Below are 17088 nucleotides of genomic sequence, written 5' to 3'. Positions count from 1 at the left end.
CAGAAGATGACCGTTCAGTGAGGGCAACCACGCAGGGGGGAAGGTGGTCAGCATGTTCGGCAGGGTCCGCAAGTCCGGTACCAGGTTCCTCAACGCCTTGCGCGCGGAGACGAACACCGGCCGGGGAGCACGCTCCCACAACCTGTTCGAAGCCGCCGCCGCGTATGTCTCGGCCTGTGCGGAGGACGACCAGGAGCGGATCGACGAGGCCGCGGGCTGGGTGTCGCCGGAGGCGCTGTCGTTCGGGGTGAACGAGCTGGCGTGCCGGGCCGTCATCGCGCTCGCGCGGGAACGCGACGAGTCGCCACGGACGGTGGCACGTACGCTGCTCGGGCTGCCGGCGGCCTGACATACCGGCGACAGGTGGTCGATTCGCCCCGTCCGGCCGGAAACTGCAGCTCCGGGTATGCCGGGGAGTCGTGACAAGCGCCTTCCGGTCGCACTAGGGTGCGCGCCGTTGGACGAACCGATGGGGAGGCTGGGATGGCCGGGACGGACGAGGACGCCGTCGCCGCCGCGGACGATGCGCTCTATGTACTGACGGCAGCGCTGCTGACGCCGGCGAAGTTCCCGAGCGTACTGGGCGACGACTATCCGGCGGCGTGCGCTGCGCTCGGTCTCGCACCGCTGGCCGACGGGTACGGTCTGGTGCTCGGACAGGACGGCTACGGCGCCCGGTGGACGGTCGTCATCGACGACGTGTCACTGGTGGCCGTCGCCATCGCGTCCTGGGACTGCGGCATGGAGCACGATCTGTCGCCCGATGAACGCACAGTCGTCGCCGCGCTGCCCGGCTGGCCCCTCGAGGTCGCCGTCGCTGCCCCTGGCGTGCCCGCGCCGCACGATCCCGACCCCGAGGTCGCGGACCGTCCCGCGCTGACGCCGCCGGACACCAGCACGTGGGGCCCGGCCCAGCGACGTCTGGGAGCCGACGAGATCGCGCTCCAGTGGGCGATGTGGCGGGAGCAGATCGACGACGCGGCCTTCGTGCGACCGGCCGGCGGGGATTCCGAAGCCTCCGAGAGCGGCGAGGCCTCTCGGAACGGCGAGTCCGCCGAGAACGGTGAGCCCTCCGGAGACGTCGGAGACGGTCAGGAGGCCGAGCAGAGCGGGCCCAATCGCCGAACCGGCATCCGGCGCGTCCTCGCGGAGGCGCGTGCGTACGTCGACACGCCGCCGCCCCTCGGCCGTGTCCGGTCGACCTTCGCGCCGGGGGACGCCCGGACGCTGCGCGCCGACGGTCCCGGTTGGTCGCTCGTGGCCAGGACCGACGACATCGCGTTCGTGCTGCTCGACGAAGAGCCCGGTGAGGTGCTGCCGGTGGGCCGAGGACCGGAGCTGCCGGGTCTCCTGGACGCGCTCGACAAGATGGCAGTACGCCCCAGTTGAGCCAGCCGGGCCGCATCCCGCACGCGGGGGTGCGGCAAAGGTCAACGCCTCCTGTTTCAGGGTCGATGATGAGCGCGCCCCATGGCGGCGTCCCAGCCGAGGCGCGCGGCGTCGGCGTGCAGGCCGGCCGTCTCGAGGGTGTCGGCCGACGCGTCCAGGACAGCGGGCGTTGCCCGGCCTCGCGGACCGTGCCGCGGCCGCGCAGATGCGCGGCCGCAGTAGGGCCGCGGCGTCCGGCCGCCCGCGGACCATGCCGTCGGCAGGCCCGCGAGCGGCGATGTCGTCGGCTCCCGCGCACTCGACGGCCCCGGAAGAGCCGACACGGGTACGTCAGCGGCCGATCTCCTTGCGCGTGACACGGCGCAGCCTGCGCCGCTGTGAGGGATCCAGCGTGAGGTAGGCGGCGGCCGGGACTCCCAGGACTATCAGGAGCGCGGCCCACCAGGGCAGCCAGATCAGCAGGATGAGCCCGGCCGCCACACCTCCTGCGGCGATCTTCGCGTTCTTCGACATGTGCGTCGCCTCCTTCGCGGCCACTGCCGCTCTCTGTTCAGAAAACGGGTCCGCGCTTCCCGCGGTTCCGAACCGCGACCCTGAGACATCCCTGAGACATCCCCGGCCGTCGCCCCTACTCGGCCCTGAGGGGCTCCCCCACCTCGTACATGTGGCGGAGCGCCTGCCGATAGGAGTCGACGAGCCCGGCCTCCACATAGGCAATACCCAATTCCCGGCAGTGGGCGCGCACCAGGGGCTGGGCCAGTCGCAGATGGGGGCGGGGCATGCTGGGGAAGAGGTGGTGCTCGATCTGGTAGTTGAGGCCGCCGAGGAACCAGTCGGTGACGGCGCCGCCGCGGATGTTGCGCGAGGTGAGCACCTGTCGGCGCAGGTGGCCCCAGGGTTCGCCGCTCGGGTCCGGCATCTCCATGCCCTTGTGGTTGGGCGCGAAGGCCAGTCCCAGATGCAGGCCGAAGAGGGTCTGGTGGAGGGCTGCGAACGCCAGGGCCTTGCCGGGAGACATGGACGTGAGCAGTAGCGTGGTGTAGCCGGCGAGGTGGCTCACCAGGAGCACGGCCTCCACCGATCGCTCCCTGGGCGACTGCCGGCGCAGGTCCCGGAAGCTCTGGATCTTGAGGGCGACGCCTTCGAGGAGGGTGAGCGGGAAGAACAACCAGGCCTGGTTGCGGGTGAGCCAGCGCCGGAAGCCCGTGCGGTCCTTCGCTTGTTCGCCGGTGAAGACGAGGACGTCGGCGGCCACGTCGGGGTCCTTGTCGATGTGGTTGGGGTTGGCGTGGTGACGGTTGTGCTTGTGGTTCCACCAGGAGTAGCTCATCCCCAGCAGCAGGTTGCCGTGGATGAGTCCGATGACACGCCCTGCCGCCTTGTTGGCGGTGATCTGCCCGTGGCCCGCGTCATGGCCCATGAAGGCCGTACGCGCGCAGAGCACGGCGAGCAGCGGCGCCAGCAGGAGCGTCCACCAGGAATCGCCGACCATGACGATGCCCGTGAGGAGACCGGCGAGGGCGAGTGCGTTGACCGCGATACCTCGTGTGTACCAGGCGTACCGGCGTTCCAGGAGGTCCTGGCTCTTGACCGTGCGCAGGAGCGGCGTGAACTCGCTTCCGCCGGGCGAGGAGCCGGGCGCCTGGCGAGGGAGGGCGGCGACGCCCGCGGTGGTCTGGGGCATGTCTGGACTCCGACTCTCTCAGGTAACGGGCTGACCTGAGGAAACGTACGATTCGGTGACCTGCCGCGACCATGAGGGCACCCCCCGTGCACGTCCGGGGGTCAGCACCGCACGGTCAGGGGGTTGAGGACACCCCTGTCCATGAAGTGACCCACGCCATGCCCCAACCATGACGGGTCGACCGTCGGAGTGCTGTATCCTCGGCGACTTCGACTCCCTGTAGTCAAATTTGAGGAGTACAGCATCGCTGTGCAGAGGTTTCCCGCTGCGCCATCGTCAGAGCTCTCCGAACTGGCCGATTGGTGCGCCGTGTTCGTGCCCGGTGACCCGGCTCGCACCGGCGGCGTAGCCTTCTGGCGGCCCGATGGCGCAGCCCCACCCGCCGTCGAGGCGGGGTCCGTCGAGGACCTGACCGTCGCCCTGCCCAGCGGCGACGGTGTCGAGCGGGTGAGCGTGCCGGCCGTCCTGCTGCCGGTGCGCGCCGCCCTGCCGGTGCTCACGCGCGCGCGTGCCGGCACACACGGACACCGAGCAGCCGTGTTCTGGGGCGCGGCGTCCGTACTGGCCCTGCGTATCGTCGCGCGCGGACTGCTGTTGCCCGGCCTGTCCCCGAGCGATCACGACGCGTGGCGCACGGGTCCCCTGGGAACGGCGGACGTCGAGCGCATCCGCCGGCTCGCCGCCGCGATGCCGCCCGAGGCGCACGCCGTGCCCGTGGACGGCGCCGGGCCGCTTCGGTTGCCCGACCCGGAGCGGCTGCTGCGTGCCTTCCTGGACGCGGTCGCCGACTCGCTGCCCCGCTCCCCCGCGGCTTCGCTGGTGACGGGCGGACCGGCCTACGCGGCACAGGAGCCGCAGCACCTGCCCGAGCAGCACGCGTGGGCCGCCGATGTCGCCGCGGGCCACGACGCGGGCGTACGGCTCTCGCTGCGCGTCGAGGTACCCGGCCTGGCCGCCGAGGCGCAGGACGACACGGCGCTGCCCTTCCGGGCCGTGCTGCAGGTGCACAGCGTGAGCGATCCGAGCCTGCTCGCGGACGCCGTGACGGTGTGGGCGGCAACCGGCGCCACGGGCAGTGCCTTCGGGCCACGCGCACGGATGGACGCCCTGCTCGCGCTCCGCCGGGCGGCCCGAGCCTGGCCACCGCTCACGCCACTGCTGTCGGCGACCGTGCCGGACGCCGTCGACCTCGCCGACGAGGAGGTCACCGAACTCCTCGGAGAGGGCGCCCGAACACTCGCCGGCGTCGGAGTCGAGGTGCACTGGCCCAAGGAACTGGCCCGCACCCTCACCAGCCGCGCGGTGGTCGGTCCGCCGGACGACACGCCGGGGCCGGACCGCCTCGCCTCGGACACGCCGGCGTTCCTGTCCGCCGACGCGCTGCTGTCCTTCAACTGGTCGTTCGCACTGGGCGACCAGCGGCTCACGCGGGAGGAACTGGACCGGCTCGCCGAGGCCAACCGCCCGGTCGTGCGGCTGCGCGACCAGTGGGTCCTGGTCGATCCGCACGAGGTACGCCGGGCTCACGCCCAGCAGGACCACAAGGTGACACCCGTCGACGCGCTCGGCGCGGCTCTGACGGGCTCCACGGAGATCGACGGCCGCCGGGTCGAGGTACACCCCACGGGGTGGCTGGCGGCCCTGCGGGAGCGGCTCGCGGACCCCGAGGGGCAGGAGCCGGTGGAGCAGCCCACCACGCTCGCGGCCACACTGCGGGACTATCAGCGGCGGGGCCTGAGCTGGCTCGCCCGGATGACGTCCCTGGGGCTTGGCTGCTGTCTCGCCGACGACATGGGACTCGGCAAGACGATCACACTCATCGCGCTGCACCTGCACCGGCAGACCGATGCGGCGTCCGCCGGTCCCACACTCGTGGTGTGCCCCACGTCCTTGATGGGCAACTGGCAGCGCGAGATCGAGAGGTTCGCACCCGGAACTCCCGTGCGTCGCTTCCACGGCACGCACCGCGGCCTGGAGGACCTGGCCGACGGGGAGTTCGTGCTCACCACGTACGGCACCATGCGCCTGGACGCGCGCCGACTGGCGGAGGTGCCGTGGGGCATGGTCGTGGCGGACGAGGCCCAGCACGTGAAGAACCCGTACTCGGCGACCGCTCGCGAGCTGCGCTCGATCGGCGCACGCGCGCGCGTGGCGCTCACCGGCACCCCGGTGGAGAACAACCTGTCCGAGCTGTGGGCGATTCTCGACTGGACCACCCCGGGGCTGCTGGGCCGGCTCGGCACCTTCCGCACGCGCTATGCGCAGGCCGTCGAGGGCGGTCAGGATCCGGCCGCCGCGGAACGGCTCGCCCGGCTCGTACGCCCCTTCCTGCTGCGGCGTCGCAAGTCGGATCCGGGGATCGCCCCGGAGCTGCCGCCCAAGACCGAGACCGACCGTGCCGTGTCGCTCACCAAGGAGCAGACGGGTCTGTACGAGGCCGTGGTGCGCGAGACGCTCGCGGAGATCTCCGGCGCCGACAGCATGGCGCGGCGCGGGCTGATCGTGAAGCTCCTGACGGGCCTGAAGCAGATCTGCAACCACCCGGCGCAGTTCCTCAAGGAGGAGGAGCCCAGGATCGCGGGCCGGTCCGGGAAGTTGGAGCTCCTGGACGAACTCCTGGACACCATCCTCTCCGAGGGGGCGGGTGTCCTGGTCTTCACTCAGTACGTGCGCATGGCCCGGCTCATCGAGCGGCACTTGTCGGATCGCGGCGTGCCCTCGCAGTTCCTGCACGGCGGAACGCCCGTCGCCGGACGCGAGGCGATGGTGGCGCGTTTCCAGGCGGGTGAAGTCCCGGTCTTCCTGCTGTCGTTGAAGGCGGCGGGCACCGGTCTGAACCTCACCCGGGCCGAGCACGTCGTGCACTACGACCGCTGGTGGAACCCCGCCGTCGAGGCCCAGGCCACCGACCGCGCGTACCGCATCGGGCAGACCCGGCCCGTGCAGGTGCACCGGCTGATCACCGAGGGAACCATCGAGGACCGCATCGCCGACATGCTGAGCCGCAAGCGACAGCTGGCGGACGCGGTGCTGGGCTCCGGCGGGGCGGCGCTCACGGAACTGACGGACGCCGAGCTGGCCGATCTGGTCGAACTGCGAGGGGGCGGACGATGACCGCATACGACAGTGACACGGAACGCACGTTCGCGGCGTTGCCGCCCGCGCGCGGGCGGGGCTTCGCGCAGTCGTGGTGGGGCCGGGCCTGGCTGAAGGCGCTGGAGGACACGGCACTGGACGGGAAGCAGGTGAAGACCGGCCGCGGGCTGGCCCGCGCGGGAGCGGTGGGCGCGGTGTCCGTGCGCCCGGGACGCATCACGGCCGTCGTCCGGGACCGCGACGGCACGGCGCACCGGGCCGATGTCCTGCTGGCGGAGCTGTCCGGCGAACAGTGGGACCGCTTTGTCGACATGACCGTCGAGCGGGCCGGACACGTCGCGGCGCTGCTGGACCGCGAGATGCCGCCGCACCTGGTCGAGGACGCGGCGGCCGCGGGGATCGAACTGCTGCCCGGCATGGGCGATCTGGAGCCGGAGTGCGGCTGCGGAGCGTGGGACCACTGCGGTCACACGGCGGCCCTCTGCCATCAGGTGGCGCGGCTGCTGGACCAGGATCCCTTCGTGCTGCTGCTGATGCGCGGACGCGCCGAACGGGCCCTGCTGGGCGCCCTTCAGGACCGCAGCGCCCCGCCCGCCGAGGAAGAGGAAGCAGCCGAGCCGTCGTCGGGCGTGGATGCCGCGGAGGCGTACGCGGCCGGGGATGTCCTGCCGCCGCTGCCCGCTCTGCCCGAGCTCCCCGAGGAGCCCGGCGTGCCGCCTGCCCTGGACGCCGAGGCCCCGCCCGCCCCCTCGGTCGACCCGGCCGCCCTGGAGTTCCTGGCCGCCCGGACCGCCGTCGAAGCGCACCGCCTGCTGGCGGAGGCTCTGTCGGCCTCACCGGAAGCGCACGCGCCGCAGCCGGAGTTGACGGCTGCCCAGGACGCCGTACGCCTTGCCGCCGGCGGCCCCAGGAGCGACGTGGCGGACCGGCTGGCCGACGGCTCCGGGCGCGGCCGGGAGCAGCTGGCGCTGGCCGTGCGTGCCTGGCGCCAGGGGGGTGTGGCCGCGCTGTCGGTGCTCGAGGAGGAGTGGGCCGTCGAGGGCGAAACGCTCGCACGCGCGCGTGCCGCCCTGGGCTCCGCCTGGGACGAGGACGAACGGCCGACCCTGCGGGCGAGCGGCAATCGGTGGACGGTCGTCGGCGCGTCGAGCCAGCTGCGCCTGGGGCAGGACGGCCGTTGGTGGCCGTACCGCAAGGAAGGCAGCCGCTGGGTGCCCGCGGGCGACGCGGCACAGGACCCCGCGACGGCGCTGGCCTCCACAGCACCCACTCCCGAGGAGGAGGCCTACTGAGGGCAGCCCTCACAGGGGCGGCTTTGTGGTGTGCGGCATCCGCTCGACGAGCGGATGCCGCCCCGCGTTCATCCGACAGCCGTACGGTGTTCCGTGCGGGGCCCAAATCTGGCCACTGTCACCGAACTTGCCCCTCAGGAGGCCCGATGTCCCCGCGTGCCACCGGCCGCCACCGCGTCCACCGTTCCGTCGCGGCGGGCCTGCCCCTCGCTGTGATGGCCGCCCTGGCGGCGGCCGACCCGGCCGTAGGCGCACCGTCCGGTCAGGCCCACGTCGTGCGCACCGCGACGCTCGGCGACATCCCGCTCGGCGCGTTCAGCAACGCGCTGCTGCCCAGGACGGTGGACGACGACCGGGGCGTGGCTCTCGGCGGCATCGGCAGCGACATCTATCCGACGGGCCGCAAGGGCGAGTTCTGGACGGTCACCGATCGCGGACCCAACGGGCAGATCAAGGTGGACGGCATGAAGCGCCGCACGTTCCCGGTGCCGGGCTTCGACCCGGCGATCGTGAAGATCCGTGTGTCCGGCGACACCGTGAAGGTGCTGGACGCGATCCCGGTCACCACCTCCTCCGGCAGGCCCGTCACGGGCCTGCCGAACCAGGAGGGACGCGACGAGGCGCCGTACTCCTATGACGCGCGGAAGCCTCTGCCGTACAACGCGAACGGATTGGACACCGAGGGCATCGTGGGGGCCGCGGACGGGAGTTTCTGGCTCGCGGACGAGTACGGGCCCTCCCTCGTCCACGTCTCCGCGCGCGGGAAGGTCCTCACGCGCTATGTGCCCAAGGGGCTGCGTCTCACCGGGGCGGACTATCCGGTGGCGGAGGCGCTGCCGTCCGTCCTGCTGCACCGCAAGGTCAATCGCGGTTTCGAAGGGCTCGCCCTGCTGCCGGGCGGAGACCTGATGATGGCCGTGCAGAGTCCGCTGTCCCTGCCCGACGCGGACGCTGCAGACGCTTCCCGTACCACCCGTCTGCTGCGCTTCTCGCCGCAGAGGAAGGCCGTCACCGCCGAGTACGCGTACCGCTTCGACCCCGTGAACGTGGTCGATCCGAGCGAGGACGACACCTCCGAGCTCAAGATCTCCTCGGTGGTCGCCGTGGGCCATGACCGGCTGCTGGTCGAGGAGCGCACCGACAAGGCCGCGAGGCTGCAACTCGTGCGCCTGGACCGCCGCGCGAACATCCTGGGCGGTTCCTGGGACGACGACACGACGTCTCCGTCGCTGGAGCAGCTCGACGATCCGGCGGCCTCGGGGGTCCCGGTGCTCGCCAAGCGACTGGTCGTCGACCTGGGCACGGTCGCCGGCGTGCCCGGGAAGATCGAGGGCGTCGCGCGCGTGGACCACGACACGCTCGCTCTGATCAACGACAACGACTTCGGGATGACGGACGGCACCGGCGCTTTCGACGCGCAGGGCCGCCTGGTCGACAGCGGGGTGGAGACGACGGTGACCTATGTGCGGCTGCCGCACGGTAGGTGAGTGAGACAGCCGCCTCGCCGTGAGTCCCTAAAGGGACGGGATCAGCGATTCGAGGTCGCTCGGAAAGCCGCTCGGCAGCTCGCTCGGGAACTCCGACGGCAGCTCGCTCGGGAACCGCGAGGGCAGTTCGCTGGGCAACTCCGTCGGCAGGCCGAAGGGCGGCGAGGGAGAGCGGCCCGTGCTCCCGCTGCTCTCCGGGGACGGCTTCTCATCCGGTGAGTCGTCGCTCCCCGACGCCATCAGGAACACGGCGACGACCGCCGCGGCGGCCACGAGCACAACCAGCAGGACGAAGAGCGGACTGCGCCGCCGCCCCGGGCCGCGGTTCCCGCCCGGGCCGTCAGGCGGCTCGGGCGGGTCCGGCGGCTGGGTCGGCGGCCACCCGCTGTACGAAGGAGGTGGTCCGAAGCCGCCGCCCGGAGGCGGCGTGTCACCCGGTGGCCCGGGCGGCTGAGGCGGTACGGGCGGCATGGCCATACCGTCCAGAGTCACCTCGAACCGGTCATGTCGCGACCCCCGTACGGAAGTTGATACGGGCTCACGCCATGGACCGCATGATTCCGGGACATTCCGCGCGGGGGCAACTCAAAGAGACCGCTCAACGAGATCACTCGAAGTGATCGCTCACAGGCGATCGCCCACAGACCGGCGGCACGCGCGCGTGCACTCAGCCGCGCGCCCCCAGCAGGTGGTCCATCGCCAGCTGGTCGAGGCGCTCGAAGGCCATCCCGCGCGCGGCGACCGCCTCCACGTCGAACTCCTCGAAGGCGGTGCGGTCCGCGAGCAGCGCCTTCAGGCCGTCGGCCGCGGTCGGCTGCGCCAGTTCGTCCAGACGCGAGGCGCGCAGGGCCTCCTGGACCTCCGGGTCGGCGCGGAAGGCGGCCGAACGCTCCTTCAGAATGAGGTAGTTGCGCATGCAACCCGCGGCCGACGCCCACACGCCGTCGAGGTCCTCGGTCCGCGGCGGCTTGAAGTCGAAGTGGCGGGGTCCGTCGTAACCGGCGCTCTCCAGGAGGTCGACCAGCCAGAAGGCGGCGCGCAGGTCGCCGGCCCCGAAGCGCAGGTCCTGGTCGTACTTGATGCCGGACTGGCCGTTGAGGTCGATGTGGAAGAGCTTGCCCGCCCACAGGGCCTGCGCGATGCCGTGCGGGAAGTTCAGGCCTGCCATCTGCTCGTGGCCGACCTCGGGGTTGACGCCGTAGAGTTCCGGACGCTCCAGGCGCTCGATGAACGCCAGCGCGTGGCCGACGGTGGGGAGCAGGATGTCGCCGCGCGGCTCGTTGGGCTTGGGCTCGATGGCGAAGCGCAGGTCGTAGCCCTGGGAGGTCACGTACTCGCCGAGGAGGTCGAAGGCTTCCTTCATGCGGTCCAGGGCGACGCGTACGTCCTTGGCGGCGCCGGACTCGGCGCCCTCGCGGCCGCCCCAGGCGACGTACGTCTGGGCGCCCAGCTCGACCGCCAGGTCGATGTTGCGGATCGTCTTGCGCAGGGCGTAGCGGCGTACGTCGCGGTCGTTGGCGGTGAACGCGCCGTCCTTGAAGACGGGGTGCGTGAAGAGGTTGGTGGTGGCCATCGGCACCTTCATGCCGGTGGCGTCGAGAGCCTCACGGAAGCGCTTGATGTGGGACTCGCGCTCGGTGTCCGAGGACCCGAAGGGGATCAGGTCGTCGTCGTGGAAGGTCACGCCGTGGGCGCCGAGCTCGGCCAGGCGCTGCACCGTCTCGACCGGGTCGAGGGCACGACGGGTGGCGTCACCGAAGGGGTCCCGTCCCTGCCAGCCGACGGTCCACAGTCCGAAGGTGAACTTGTCCTCGGGGGTGGGCTGGTAGTTCATGCCGCGGCTCCTTGCTTACGACTATTTCGTCATGGCAATTTACAAATTAGTATGCGGAGGCATCTCTGGGAAGAGACAAGATGTCTCCGGGCAAAGATGTCTCAGCACAGAGATGTCTCCGGGCAGGGACGAGAGCCGCACAAAAGGGAGAGCCCGATGTCAGCAGCCGAGGGTCCGCTCGTCGTCGGTGTGGACACATCCACACAGTCCACCAAGGTCCTGGTCGTCGACGCGTCGACCGGACGGGTGGTGGCGAGCGGACAGGCCCCGCACACCGTGACCTCCGGGGCCGGTCGCGAGAGCGACCCGCGTCAGTGGTGGGACGCCCTGTGCGAGGCACTGCGCCAGTGCGGGGACGCGGCGCGCGAGGCCGCCGCGGTGTCGATCGGCGGACAGCAGCACGGTCTCGTCACGCTGGACGCCCAGGGCGTGCCGGTACGCCCGGCCCTGCTGTGGAACGACGTGCGCTCCGCACCCCAGGCCCACCGGCTGACCGAGGAGCTGGGCGGCGCCAAGTTCTGGGCCGAACGCACCGGCTCCGTCCCGGCCGCCTCCTTCACGGTCACGAAGTGGGCGTGGCTGGCCGAGAACGAGCCGGAGGCCGTCCGCGCGACCAAGGCGGTACGCCTCCCCCACGACTACCTCACCGAGCGCCTCACCGGGCAGGGCACAACCGACCGCGGTGACGCGTCCGGCACCGGATGGTGGGCGTCGGGGACGGAGGCGTACGACACGGATATCCTCGCGCACGTGGGGCTCGATCCCGCCCTGCTGCCCCGCGTGGTCCGGCCCGGCGAGGTGGCCGGTACGGTGCACGACAGCCACGATCTGCCGTTCTCCAAGGGCACCCTGGTCGCCCCGGGCACCGGTGACAACGCCGCCGCCGCGCTGGGCCTGGGGTTGCGCCCCGGTACGCCGGTGATGAGCCTGGGCACCTCGGGCACGGTGTACGCCGTGTCGAAGCGGCGCCCCACCGACCCGACCGGCACCGTGGCGGGCTTCGCCGACGCCCACGGCGACTGGCTGCCGCTGGCCTGCACCCTGAACTGCACGCTCGCCGTCGACCGCGTCGCGACCCTGCTGGGACTGGACCGTGAGGCGGTGGAGCCCACCACCGACGTCACCCTCCTTCCCTACCTCGACGGCGAGCGCACCCCGAACCTGCCGAACGCGTCGGGACTGCTGCACGGTCTGCGCCACGACACGACCGGCGGCCAGCTCCTGCAGGCCGCGTACGACGGTGCCGTCCAGTCACTGCTCGGTGCGCTCGACCTGGTCCTCGACGAGGACGCCGACCGCCGGGCGCCGCTGCTGCTGATCGGCGGCGGTGCCCGGGGCACGGCCTGGCAGCAGACCGTACGGCGGCTGTCGGGACGTCCCGTCCAGGTGCCCGAGGCCAAGGAACTGGTCGCACTCGGCGCCGCGGCCCAGGCGGCCGGCCTGCTGACCGGCGAGGATCCGGGCGCGGTCGCCCGGCGCTGGAACACGGCCGCCGGACCGGTGCTGGAGGCGGTGGAGCGGGACGAGGCGACGCTGGCCAGGATCGCCGGGGTACTCTCCGACGCGGCCCCGCTGCTGGAGCGCGGGCCGGAAGCCCACTGACGGGCGTCTTCCCACGGAGGCCCACCGGCCGACACCGAATGAGGACGGACGGAGGCATGACCGCACCGCTGCACGAGGCTCACCCGGCCGGCCCGGGGCGTGCGCTGCCCGACACCCAGCAGGGCATGCGCCGCCGCAACCTGGCCCGGGTGATGCATACCGTCAGCGCCGAGGGCCCGCTGTCCCGAGCCGCCGTCGCCTCGCGGATCGGTCTGACCCGCGCGGCGGTGTCGACCCTCGTCGACGAGCTCATCCGCTCGGGGCTCCTGGAGGAGCTGGGCCCCGAGCGGCCCGGCCGGGTGGGCCGGCCCGGGTCGGCGCTCGCCGTCAGCCGGCGCGGTCCCGCCGGGATCGGCGCCGAGATCGGCGTCGACCACCTCGCGGTCTGTGCGGTCGATCTCCGCGGGGAGGTGCGGTTCAGAGCCGTGCGGTACGGCCCGAACCGGGGCCGTCCTCCCGGGCCGGTGATCGCGGAGCTCACCGCGCTGGTGCGCCGGATCGTCGCCGACGCGGAGGGCGAGGGCCTGTGGCCCGCGGGCCTGGCCGTGGCCGTCCCCGGGCTGGTGGCGCGCGACGCCCGCACCGTCGTACGGGCCCCGAACCTCCACTGGCACGACACGGACCTCGGCGCCCTGCTACCCACCGATTTCCCGCTGACCGTGGGCAATGAGGCCAACTTCGGCGCTCTCGCGGAACTCTGGCTCGGCGAGGGCACCCCCCGTGACTTCCTGCATGTGTCGGCGGAGATCGGCATCGGCGCGGCCGTCGTGGTGGACGGGCGGCTGCTGCACGGTACGCGTGGTTTCGCGGGTGAGTTGGGGCATGTGCCGGTCCGCCCCGACGGGCCCGAGTGCCCGTGCGGCGGGCGCGGCTGCCTGGAGCAGTACGCCGGTGAGGAAGCGGTGCTGCGCGCGGCCGGTCTGGAGCCGGGCGAGGACCGCGTCGGCCTGCTCGCGGGGCGCGCCGCGGACGACGACGCGGCCGTACGGCGGGCCCTGCACGACGCGGGAGAGGCGCTCGGCATCGCGCTGACAGGTGCGGTCAACCTGCTGGATCCGGAGGGCGTCGTGCTCGGCGGCGCGCTGGCCGGGCTCGCACCCTGGCTGCTGCCGTCCCTGCGCGACGAGTTGGCCCGACGCACGGCGGGGCCGTCCTGCCCCGTGTCCGTGTCACGGCTCGGCCCCGAGGGGCCGCTGCTGGGGGCCGCGCACTCGGTGGTGCGGGCCGTCCTCGACGATCCGGCGGGTGTGGCCGAACGGACCTGATCCCGGGTCGCGTTCACCGCCGCCTTCACCCGTCCGGGTGAGCGAGTTTTCCACAGTTCCGCCGTCGTCCACCGAAGCATGGCGTGATCTTCTGCCCAACCCGCAAGCGCCGTACCGTGATTCACGCGAGGCGCACCCGCCGTCGTGGCGATGGTGCGTGTAAAGGTGGACGAGGGGGTTCACATGTCGGGGGAAACGGCTGACGGGCTGTGGCGCGACGCCATCGGCCTGCGCGAGGTTCTGTTCAAGAGCGCGATGGCAAGGCGCCGGCGGCCTCGGCGTCCATTCCATCGGGCGCGGCCTTTCCGGGCGGCACTCTGCCGCGTCAAACCGGTGCGGCACCTGCTCCTGTCCGTCCTCGGCATCGTCGCGTTCGTCCCCGCCCCGCTGTCCGCCGCCGGACTGCCCGTCCTCGACTTCCTCTCCGAGCTGACCGCGCCGGTGTCGTACGCCGGACCGATCGTCGGGGACTGGATGGCTGCGGCAGTCATGGTCCTGCTGGTGCTGATACGGCGGCACCCCGGGCGCACATCCGAAACCGCCCGTGTCCATCTCGACGAACCGGGTGCCCGCGCGCGAGACGCACCGCGCGGTACACGCGCGGCTGCGGGAGACGGCGGCGGCGCTGCGAGGCTGACCAGCACTCGTCAGGGCGTTGAGGGCGCCCCCCTGCGCGCACAGACATCACCACCGAAGCGTCGAAAGGCACTCGTCCATGGACCGCGCAAGACCGTTCCCCAGCAGGCGACGGCTGCTGAGGGGCGCCGCCCTCGCCGCCGTCCCGTACGCGCTGCTCCCCCGCGCACGCGCCGGAGCGGAGCCCCAGGCGGTCGACCACCCCTTGGCCGAATGGCAGCCGGCGACGCCGTCCAACTACACGGCGTCCAACCGCCCCATGACATATCCGCTCGACTACGTGATCATCCACGTCACGCAGGAGACGTACGCCGGCACGCTGTCCATCTTCCAGAACCCGAAGAAGAAGGTGTCCGCGCACTACCTCGTCCGGTCGGCCGACGGACACGTCGCGCAGTGCGTCCGCGAGGCCGACGTCGCCTGGCACGCGGGGAACTGGGACCACAACACCCGCGGCATCGGCATCGAGCACGAAGGGTGGGTGGACCAGCCGGCCTACTTCACCGACGCACTGTACGAGCGGTCGGCCACACTGACGGCGGCGATCTGTACGAAGTACGGCATCCCGAAGGACCGTGCGCACATCATCGGGCACCACGAAGTGCCGGGCACGGACCACACCGATCCCGGCCCCAACTGGGACTGGGCGCGCTACATAAGGCTGGTCAACTTCGTCTGACCGCGGCGGCAGGACCGTCGTTCGGGTGAGCGTGGTCGAAACGGTTGTCGGCGCGCGCACCCGGCGTGACGATGAGCCCAAGCGCACCACCGTTCAGGGAGGCCGAGTTGACCGATCCATGGGTGGCCCTGGAGCCGGGGGCCGACCCTGCCGAGCGTGTGCGGATGCTGCGTCGCGCGCACGAGACGTTCACCGAGGCGGGCACCGTGCCGCGTCCGGTCCGTTCGGTGGTGGCCGAATCGTGGCGGCGTTCCGCGCGGGCCGGTGTCGGCCCCGACGGCACTGCGAGCGTGGAGCTCGCGGACGGTGACCTCGGCGCCTACCGGGCCGAGCATCCGCTGGCGCGGGTGATGCCGTTGTTCCGTGAACTGCTGGGCACCTTCGCGGCCGACGGCGAACATCTCCTCGCGGTGTGCGACGAGCACGGCAGACTGCTGTGGGTCGAGGGGCATGCGACCACCCGCCGGAAGGCGGGGCGGATGAACTTCGTGCCGGGTGCGCGGTGGGCGGAGTCCGCGGTCAGGACGAACGCGCCGGGCACGGCCGTAGCCGTCGACCGGCCGGTGCAGGTGTTCGCTGCCGAGCACTTCATCCGGCGGGTGCAGCCCTGGACGTGTGCGGCGGCCCCGGTGCACGATCCGCGCTCCGGGCGGGTGCTCGGCGCCGTGGACATCACCGGCGGGGACGGGCTCGCCCATCCGCACAGCCTGGGTTTCGTGCAGGCCGTGGCGCGCGCCGCCGAGTCACAGCTGGCGTTGCTCCCGCCCGTCGGCCCGGCCGCCGACACACCCGAGCTGATCGCGCTGGGCCGCGACGAGGCGCAGTTGCTGACCGGCGGTCGCCGGATCAGGCTCAGCCGTCGGCACAGCGAGCTGCTGGTGCTGCTGGCCCGCCATCCGGAGGGGCTGACCGGCGACGAGCTGCTGTGTGCGCTGTACGAGGACGAGTCGGTGACGCCGGTGACGCTGCGCGCCGAACTGGCCCGGCTGCGCAGGATTCTCGGCCCCGGCCTGCTGGCCTCACGTCCCTACCGGCTCACCGTCCCGGTCGATTCCGATCCTTTTCGACCACAGCGTTGCTCCGGTCTCATTGAGCTTGTGCCGCTTTGACGGACACCATCGGTGTGGTGGTCAGGCTGCGAGTGCGGTCTCGTATTCGGCGGGACTGCGGTAGCCGAGGCTGCTGTGCAGTCGATGCAAGTTGTACCAGCCCTCGATGAAGTCGAAGATCGCGGTGCGGGCGACGGCCCGGCTGGGCCAGGTTCTCGTGTCGAGCAACTCCCGTTTGATGGTGGCAAAGAACGACTCGGCGAGGGCGTTGTCCCAGCACTGCCCGGTGCGGCCGACGGACAGGCGGACGCCGAACTCGGTTGCCAGAGCGGCGAATTGCTGACTGGTGTACTGACAGCCGCGATCGGAGTGAAAGATCACCTGCGGGGCGGGGCGACGCCGACGGCAGGCGGATGTGAGAGCGTCCGCGACCAGTTTGGTCCGCAGGTGGTCGGCGGTGGACCAGCCGACCACGCGGCGGGAGGCGATGTCGATGACGGTGGCCAGATAGAGCCAGCCCTCCTCGGTCGGGATGTAGGTGATGTCACCGCACCAGCGGGTGTCGAGGCCGTCCGGGTCGGGAGTGAAGTCCCGGACGACGAGGTCGGGCCGGGCGAGGGCCCGCGGGTCGGGGATCGTGGTCAACTGCCGCCGTCTGCGGTGCCGGCCCTGTAGCCCGGCGTCGCGCATCAGCCGGGCGACGCGGCGCCGTCCGCACTCCTCGCCTTGTCGTTGCAGGACGGCGTGGACTCGCGGAGCTCCGTAGGTCCCGCGGGACCGCTCGTGCACTGCGGCGATTCTCTCGGTCAGCTCGGCGTCGCGAACCGCTCGCAGACCGGGCCTGCCACTGCGGCGGGCGTAGAAGGCGGCTCGGGAGACCTGCAGCAGTTCACACGCGCGCTTGACGTTGTGACCGTCTCGCTTCTCCGCCTCGATGAACGGGTGCACCGTCACCGGGTCTCCTTCACGAAGAAAGCCGTCTTAGATTCAACCGGTCGGAGCAACAGTGCTGGTTGAGGACGGTTTGCGTGGCGAGACTGGGTCGGCCTGGGATGTCGGACGAGACGAAGGCCGA

The 17088-nt window shown here is 71.9% G+C and carries 13 protein-coding genes and 1 pseudogene; 9 read left to right on the top strand and 5 right to left on the bottom strand.

Going from position 1 to position 17088, the window contains the following annotated elements; all coding sequences use genetic code 11:
• The first annotated feature begins 52 nt into the window (after positions 1-52).
• Positions 53-349, top strand: coding sequence for a hypothetical protein (locus tag ABT063_RS34630; protein WP_351063983.1), 297 nt, complete (start codon positions 53-55; stop codon positions 347-349).
• Positions 350-483: 134 nt separating this feature from the next.
• Positions 484-1389, top strand: a complete 906-nt coding sequence (locus tag ABT063_RS34625; protein ID WP_351063981.1) for a hypothetical protein — start codon at positions 484-486, stop codon at positions 1387-1389.
• A gap of 330 nt (positions 1390-1719) precedes the next feature.
• On the opposite strand, the gene ABT063_RS34620 is transcribed toward ABT063_RS34625, so the two are convergent.
• Positions 1720-1902 (bottom strand): tail-anchor membrane protein, encoded by a 183-nt coding sequence (locus ABT063_RS34620; RefSeq protein WP_119105388.1) that lies wholly within the window; start codon positions 1900-1902, stop codon positions 1720-1722.
• A gap of 115 nt (positions 1903-2017) precedes the next feature.
• Positions 2018-3073, bottom strand: coding sequence for an acyl-CoA desaturase (locus ABT063_RS34615; protein WP_351063979.1), 1056 nt, complete (start codon positions 3071-3073; stop codon positions 2018-2020).
• 249 nt (positions 3074-3322) lie between these two features.
• Here ABT063_RS34615 and ABT063_RS34610 point away from each other — a divergent pair, with 249 nt between their 5' ends.
• The 3 genes from ABT063_RS34610 (at position 3323) to ABT063_RS34600 (ending at position 8948) form a co-directional block, all read left to right on the top strand.
• Positions 3323-6187, top strand: a complete 2865-nt coding sequence (locus tag ABT063_RS34610; protein WP_351063977.1) for an SCO1167/SCO6262 family helicase — start codon at positions 3323-3325, stop codon at positions 6185-6187.
• Entirely contained in the window at positions 6184-7461 is a 1278-nt protein-coding gene (locus ABT063_RS34605) for an SWIM zinc finger family protein (RefSeq protein ID WP_351063975.1), read from the top strand. Before ABT063_RS34610 ends, ABT063_RS34605 begins: the two co-directional genes overlap by 4 nt.
• Positions 7462-7607: 146 nt before the next feature.
• Positions 7608-8948, top strand: a complete 1341-nt coding sequence (locus ABT063_RS34600; RefSeq protein ID WP_351063973.1) for an esterase-like activity of phytase family protein — start codon at positions 7608-7610, stop codon at positions 8946-8948.
• A 27-nt stretch (positions 8949-8975) separates the two neighbouring features.
• On the opposite strand, the gene ABT063_RS34595 is transcribed toward ABT063_RS34600, so the two are convergent.
• On the bottom strand, positions 8976-9419 hold the full coding sequence (locus ABT063_RS34595) for a hypothetical protein (RefSeq protein WP_351063972.1): 444 nt from the start codon (positions 9417-9419) through the stop codon (positions 8976-8978).
• 196 nt (positions 9420-9615) lie between these two features.
• Complete coding sequence (gene xylA, locus ABT063_RS34590; protein ID WP_351063971.1) at positions 9616-10782, bottom strand: xylose isomerase; 1167 nt, start codon at positions 10780-10782, stop codon at positions 9616-9618.
• 156 nt (positions 10783-10938) lie between these two features.
• Here xylA and xylB point away from each other — a divergent pair, with 156 nt between their 5' ends.
• The 4 genes and pseudogenes from xylB to ABT063_RS34570 form a co-directional block, all read left to right on the top strand.
• Positions 10939-12384 carry a xylulokinase gene (xylB, locus tag ABT063_RS34585; protein ID WP_351063970.1) on the top strand — a complete coding sequence of 482 codons (1446 nt, stop codon included), beginning with the start codon at positions 10939-10941 and terminating at the stop codon, positions 12382-12384.
• Between the two features lie 56 nt (positions 12385-12440).
• Entirely contained in the window at positions 12441-13649 is a 1209-nt protein-coding gene (locus ABT063_RS34580) for an ROK family protein (protein WP_351063968.1), read from the top strand.
• A gap of 715 nt (positions 13650-14364) precedes the next feature.
• On the top strand, positions 14365-14964 hold the full coding sequence (locus tag ABT063_RS34575; RefSeq protein WP_351063967.1) for an N-acetylmuramoyl-L-alanine amidase: 600 nt from the start codon (positions 14365-14367) through the stop codon (positions 14962-14964).
• A gap of 107 nt (positions 14965-15071) precedes the next feature.
• Positions 15072-16022, top strand: a pseudogene (locus ABT063_RS34570) (winged helix-turn-helix domain-containing protein); the annotation flags it as partial.
• Positions 16023-16094: 72 nt separating this feature from the next.
• On the opposite strand, the gene ABT063_RS34565 reads toward ABT063_RS34570, so the two are convergent.
• Complete coding sequence (locus tag ABT063_RS34565; RefSeq protein ID WP_351063966.1) at positions 16095-16967, bottom strand: IS3 family transposase; 873 nt, start codon at positions 16965-16967, stop codon at positions 16095-16097.
• Positions 16968-17088 lie beyond the last annotated feature (121 nt).

The sequence above is a fragment of the Streptomyces sp. NPDC002838 genome, from assembly GCF_040295365.1.
In the GTDB taxonomy this organism is placed as follows: domain Bacteria; phylum Actinomycetota; class Actinomycetes; order Streptomycetales; family Streptomycetaceae; genus Streptomyces.
The sequence above is the reverse complement of the archived record's forward strand: the minus strand, read 5'-3'. Positions and strand labels throughout refer to the sequence as shown.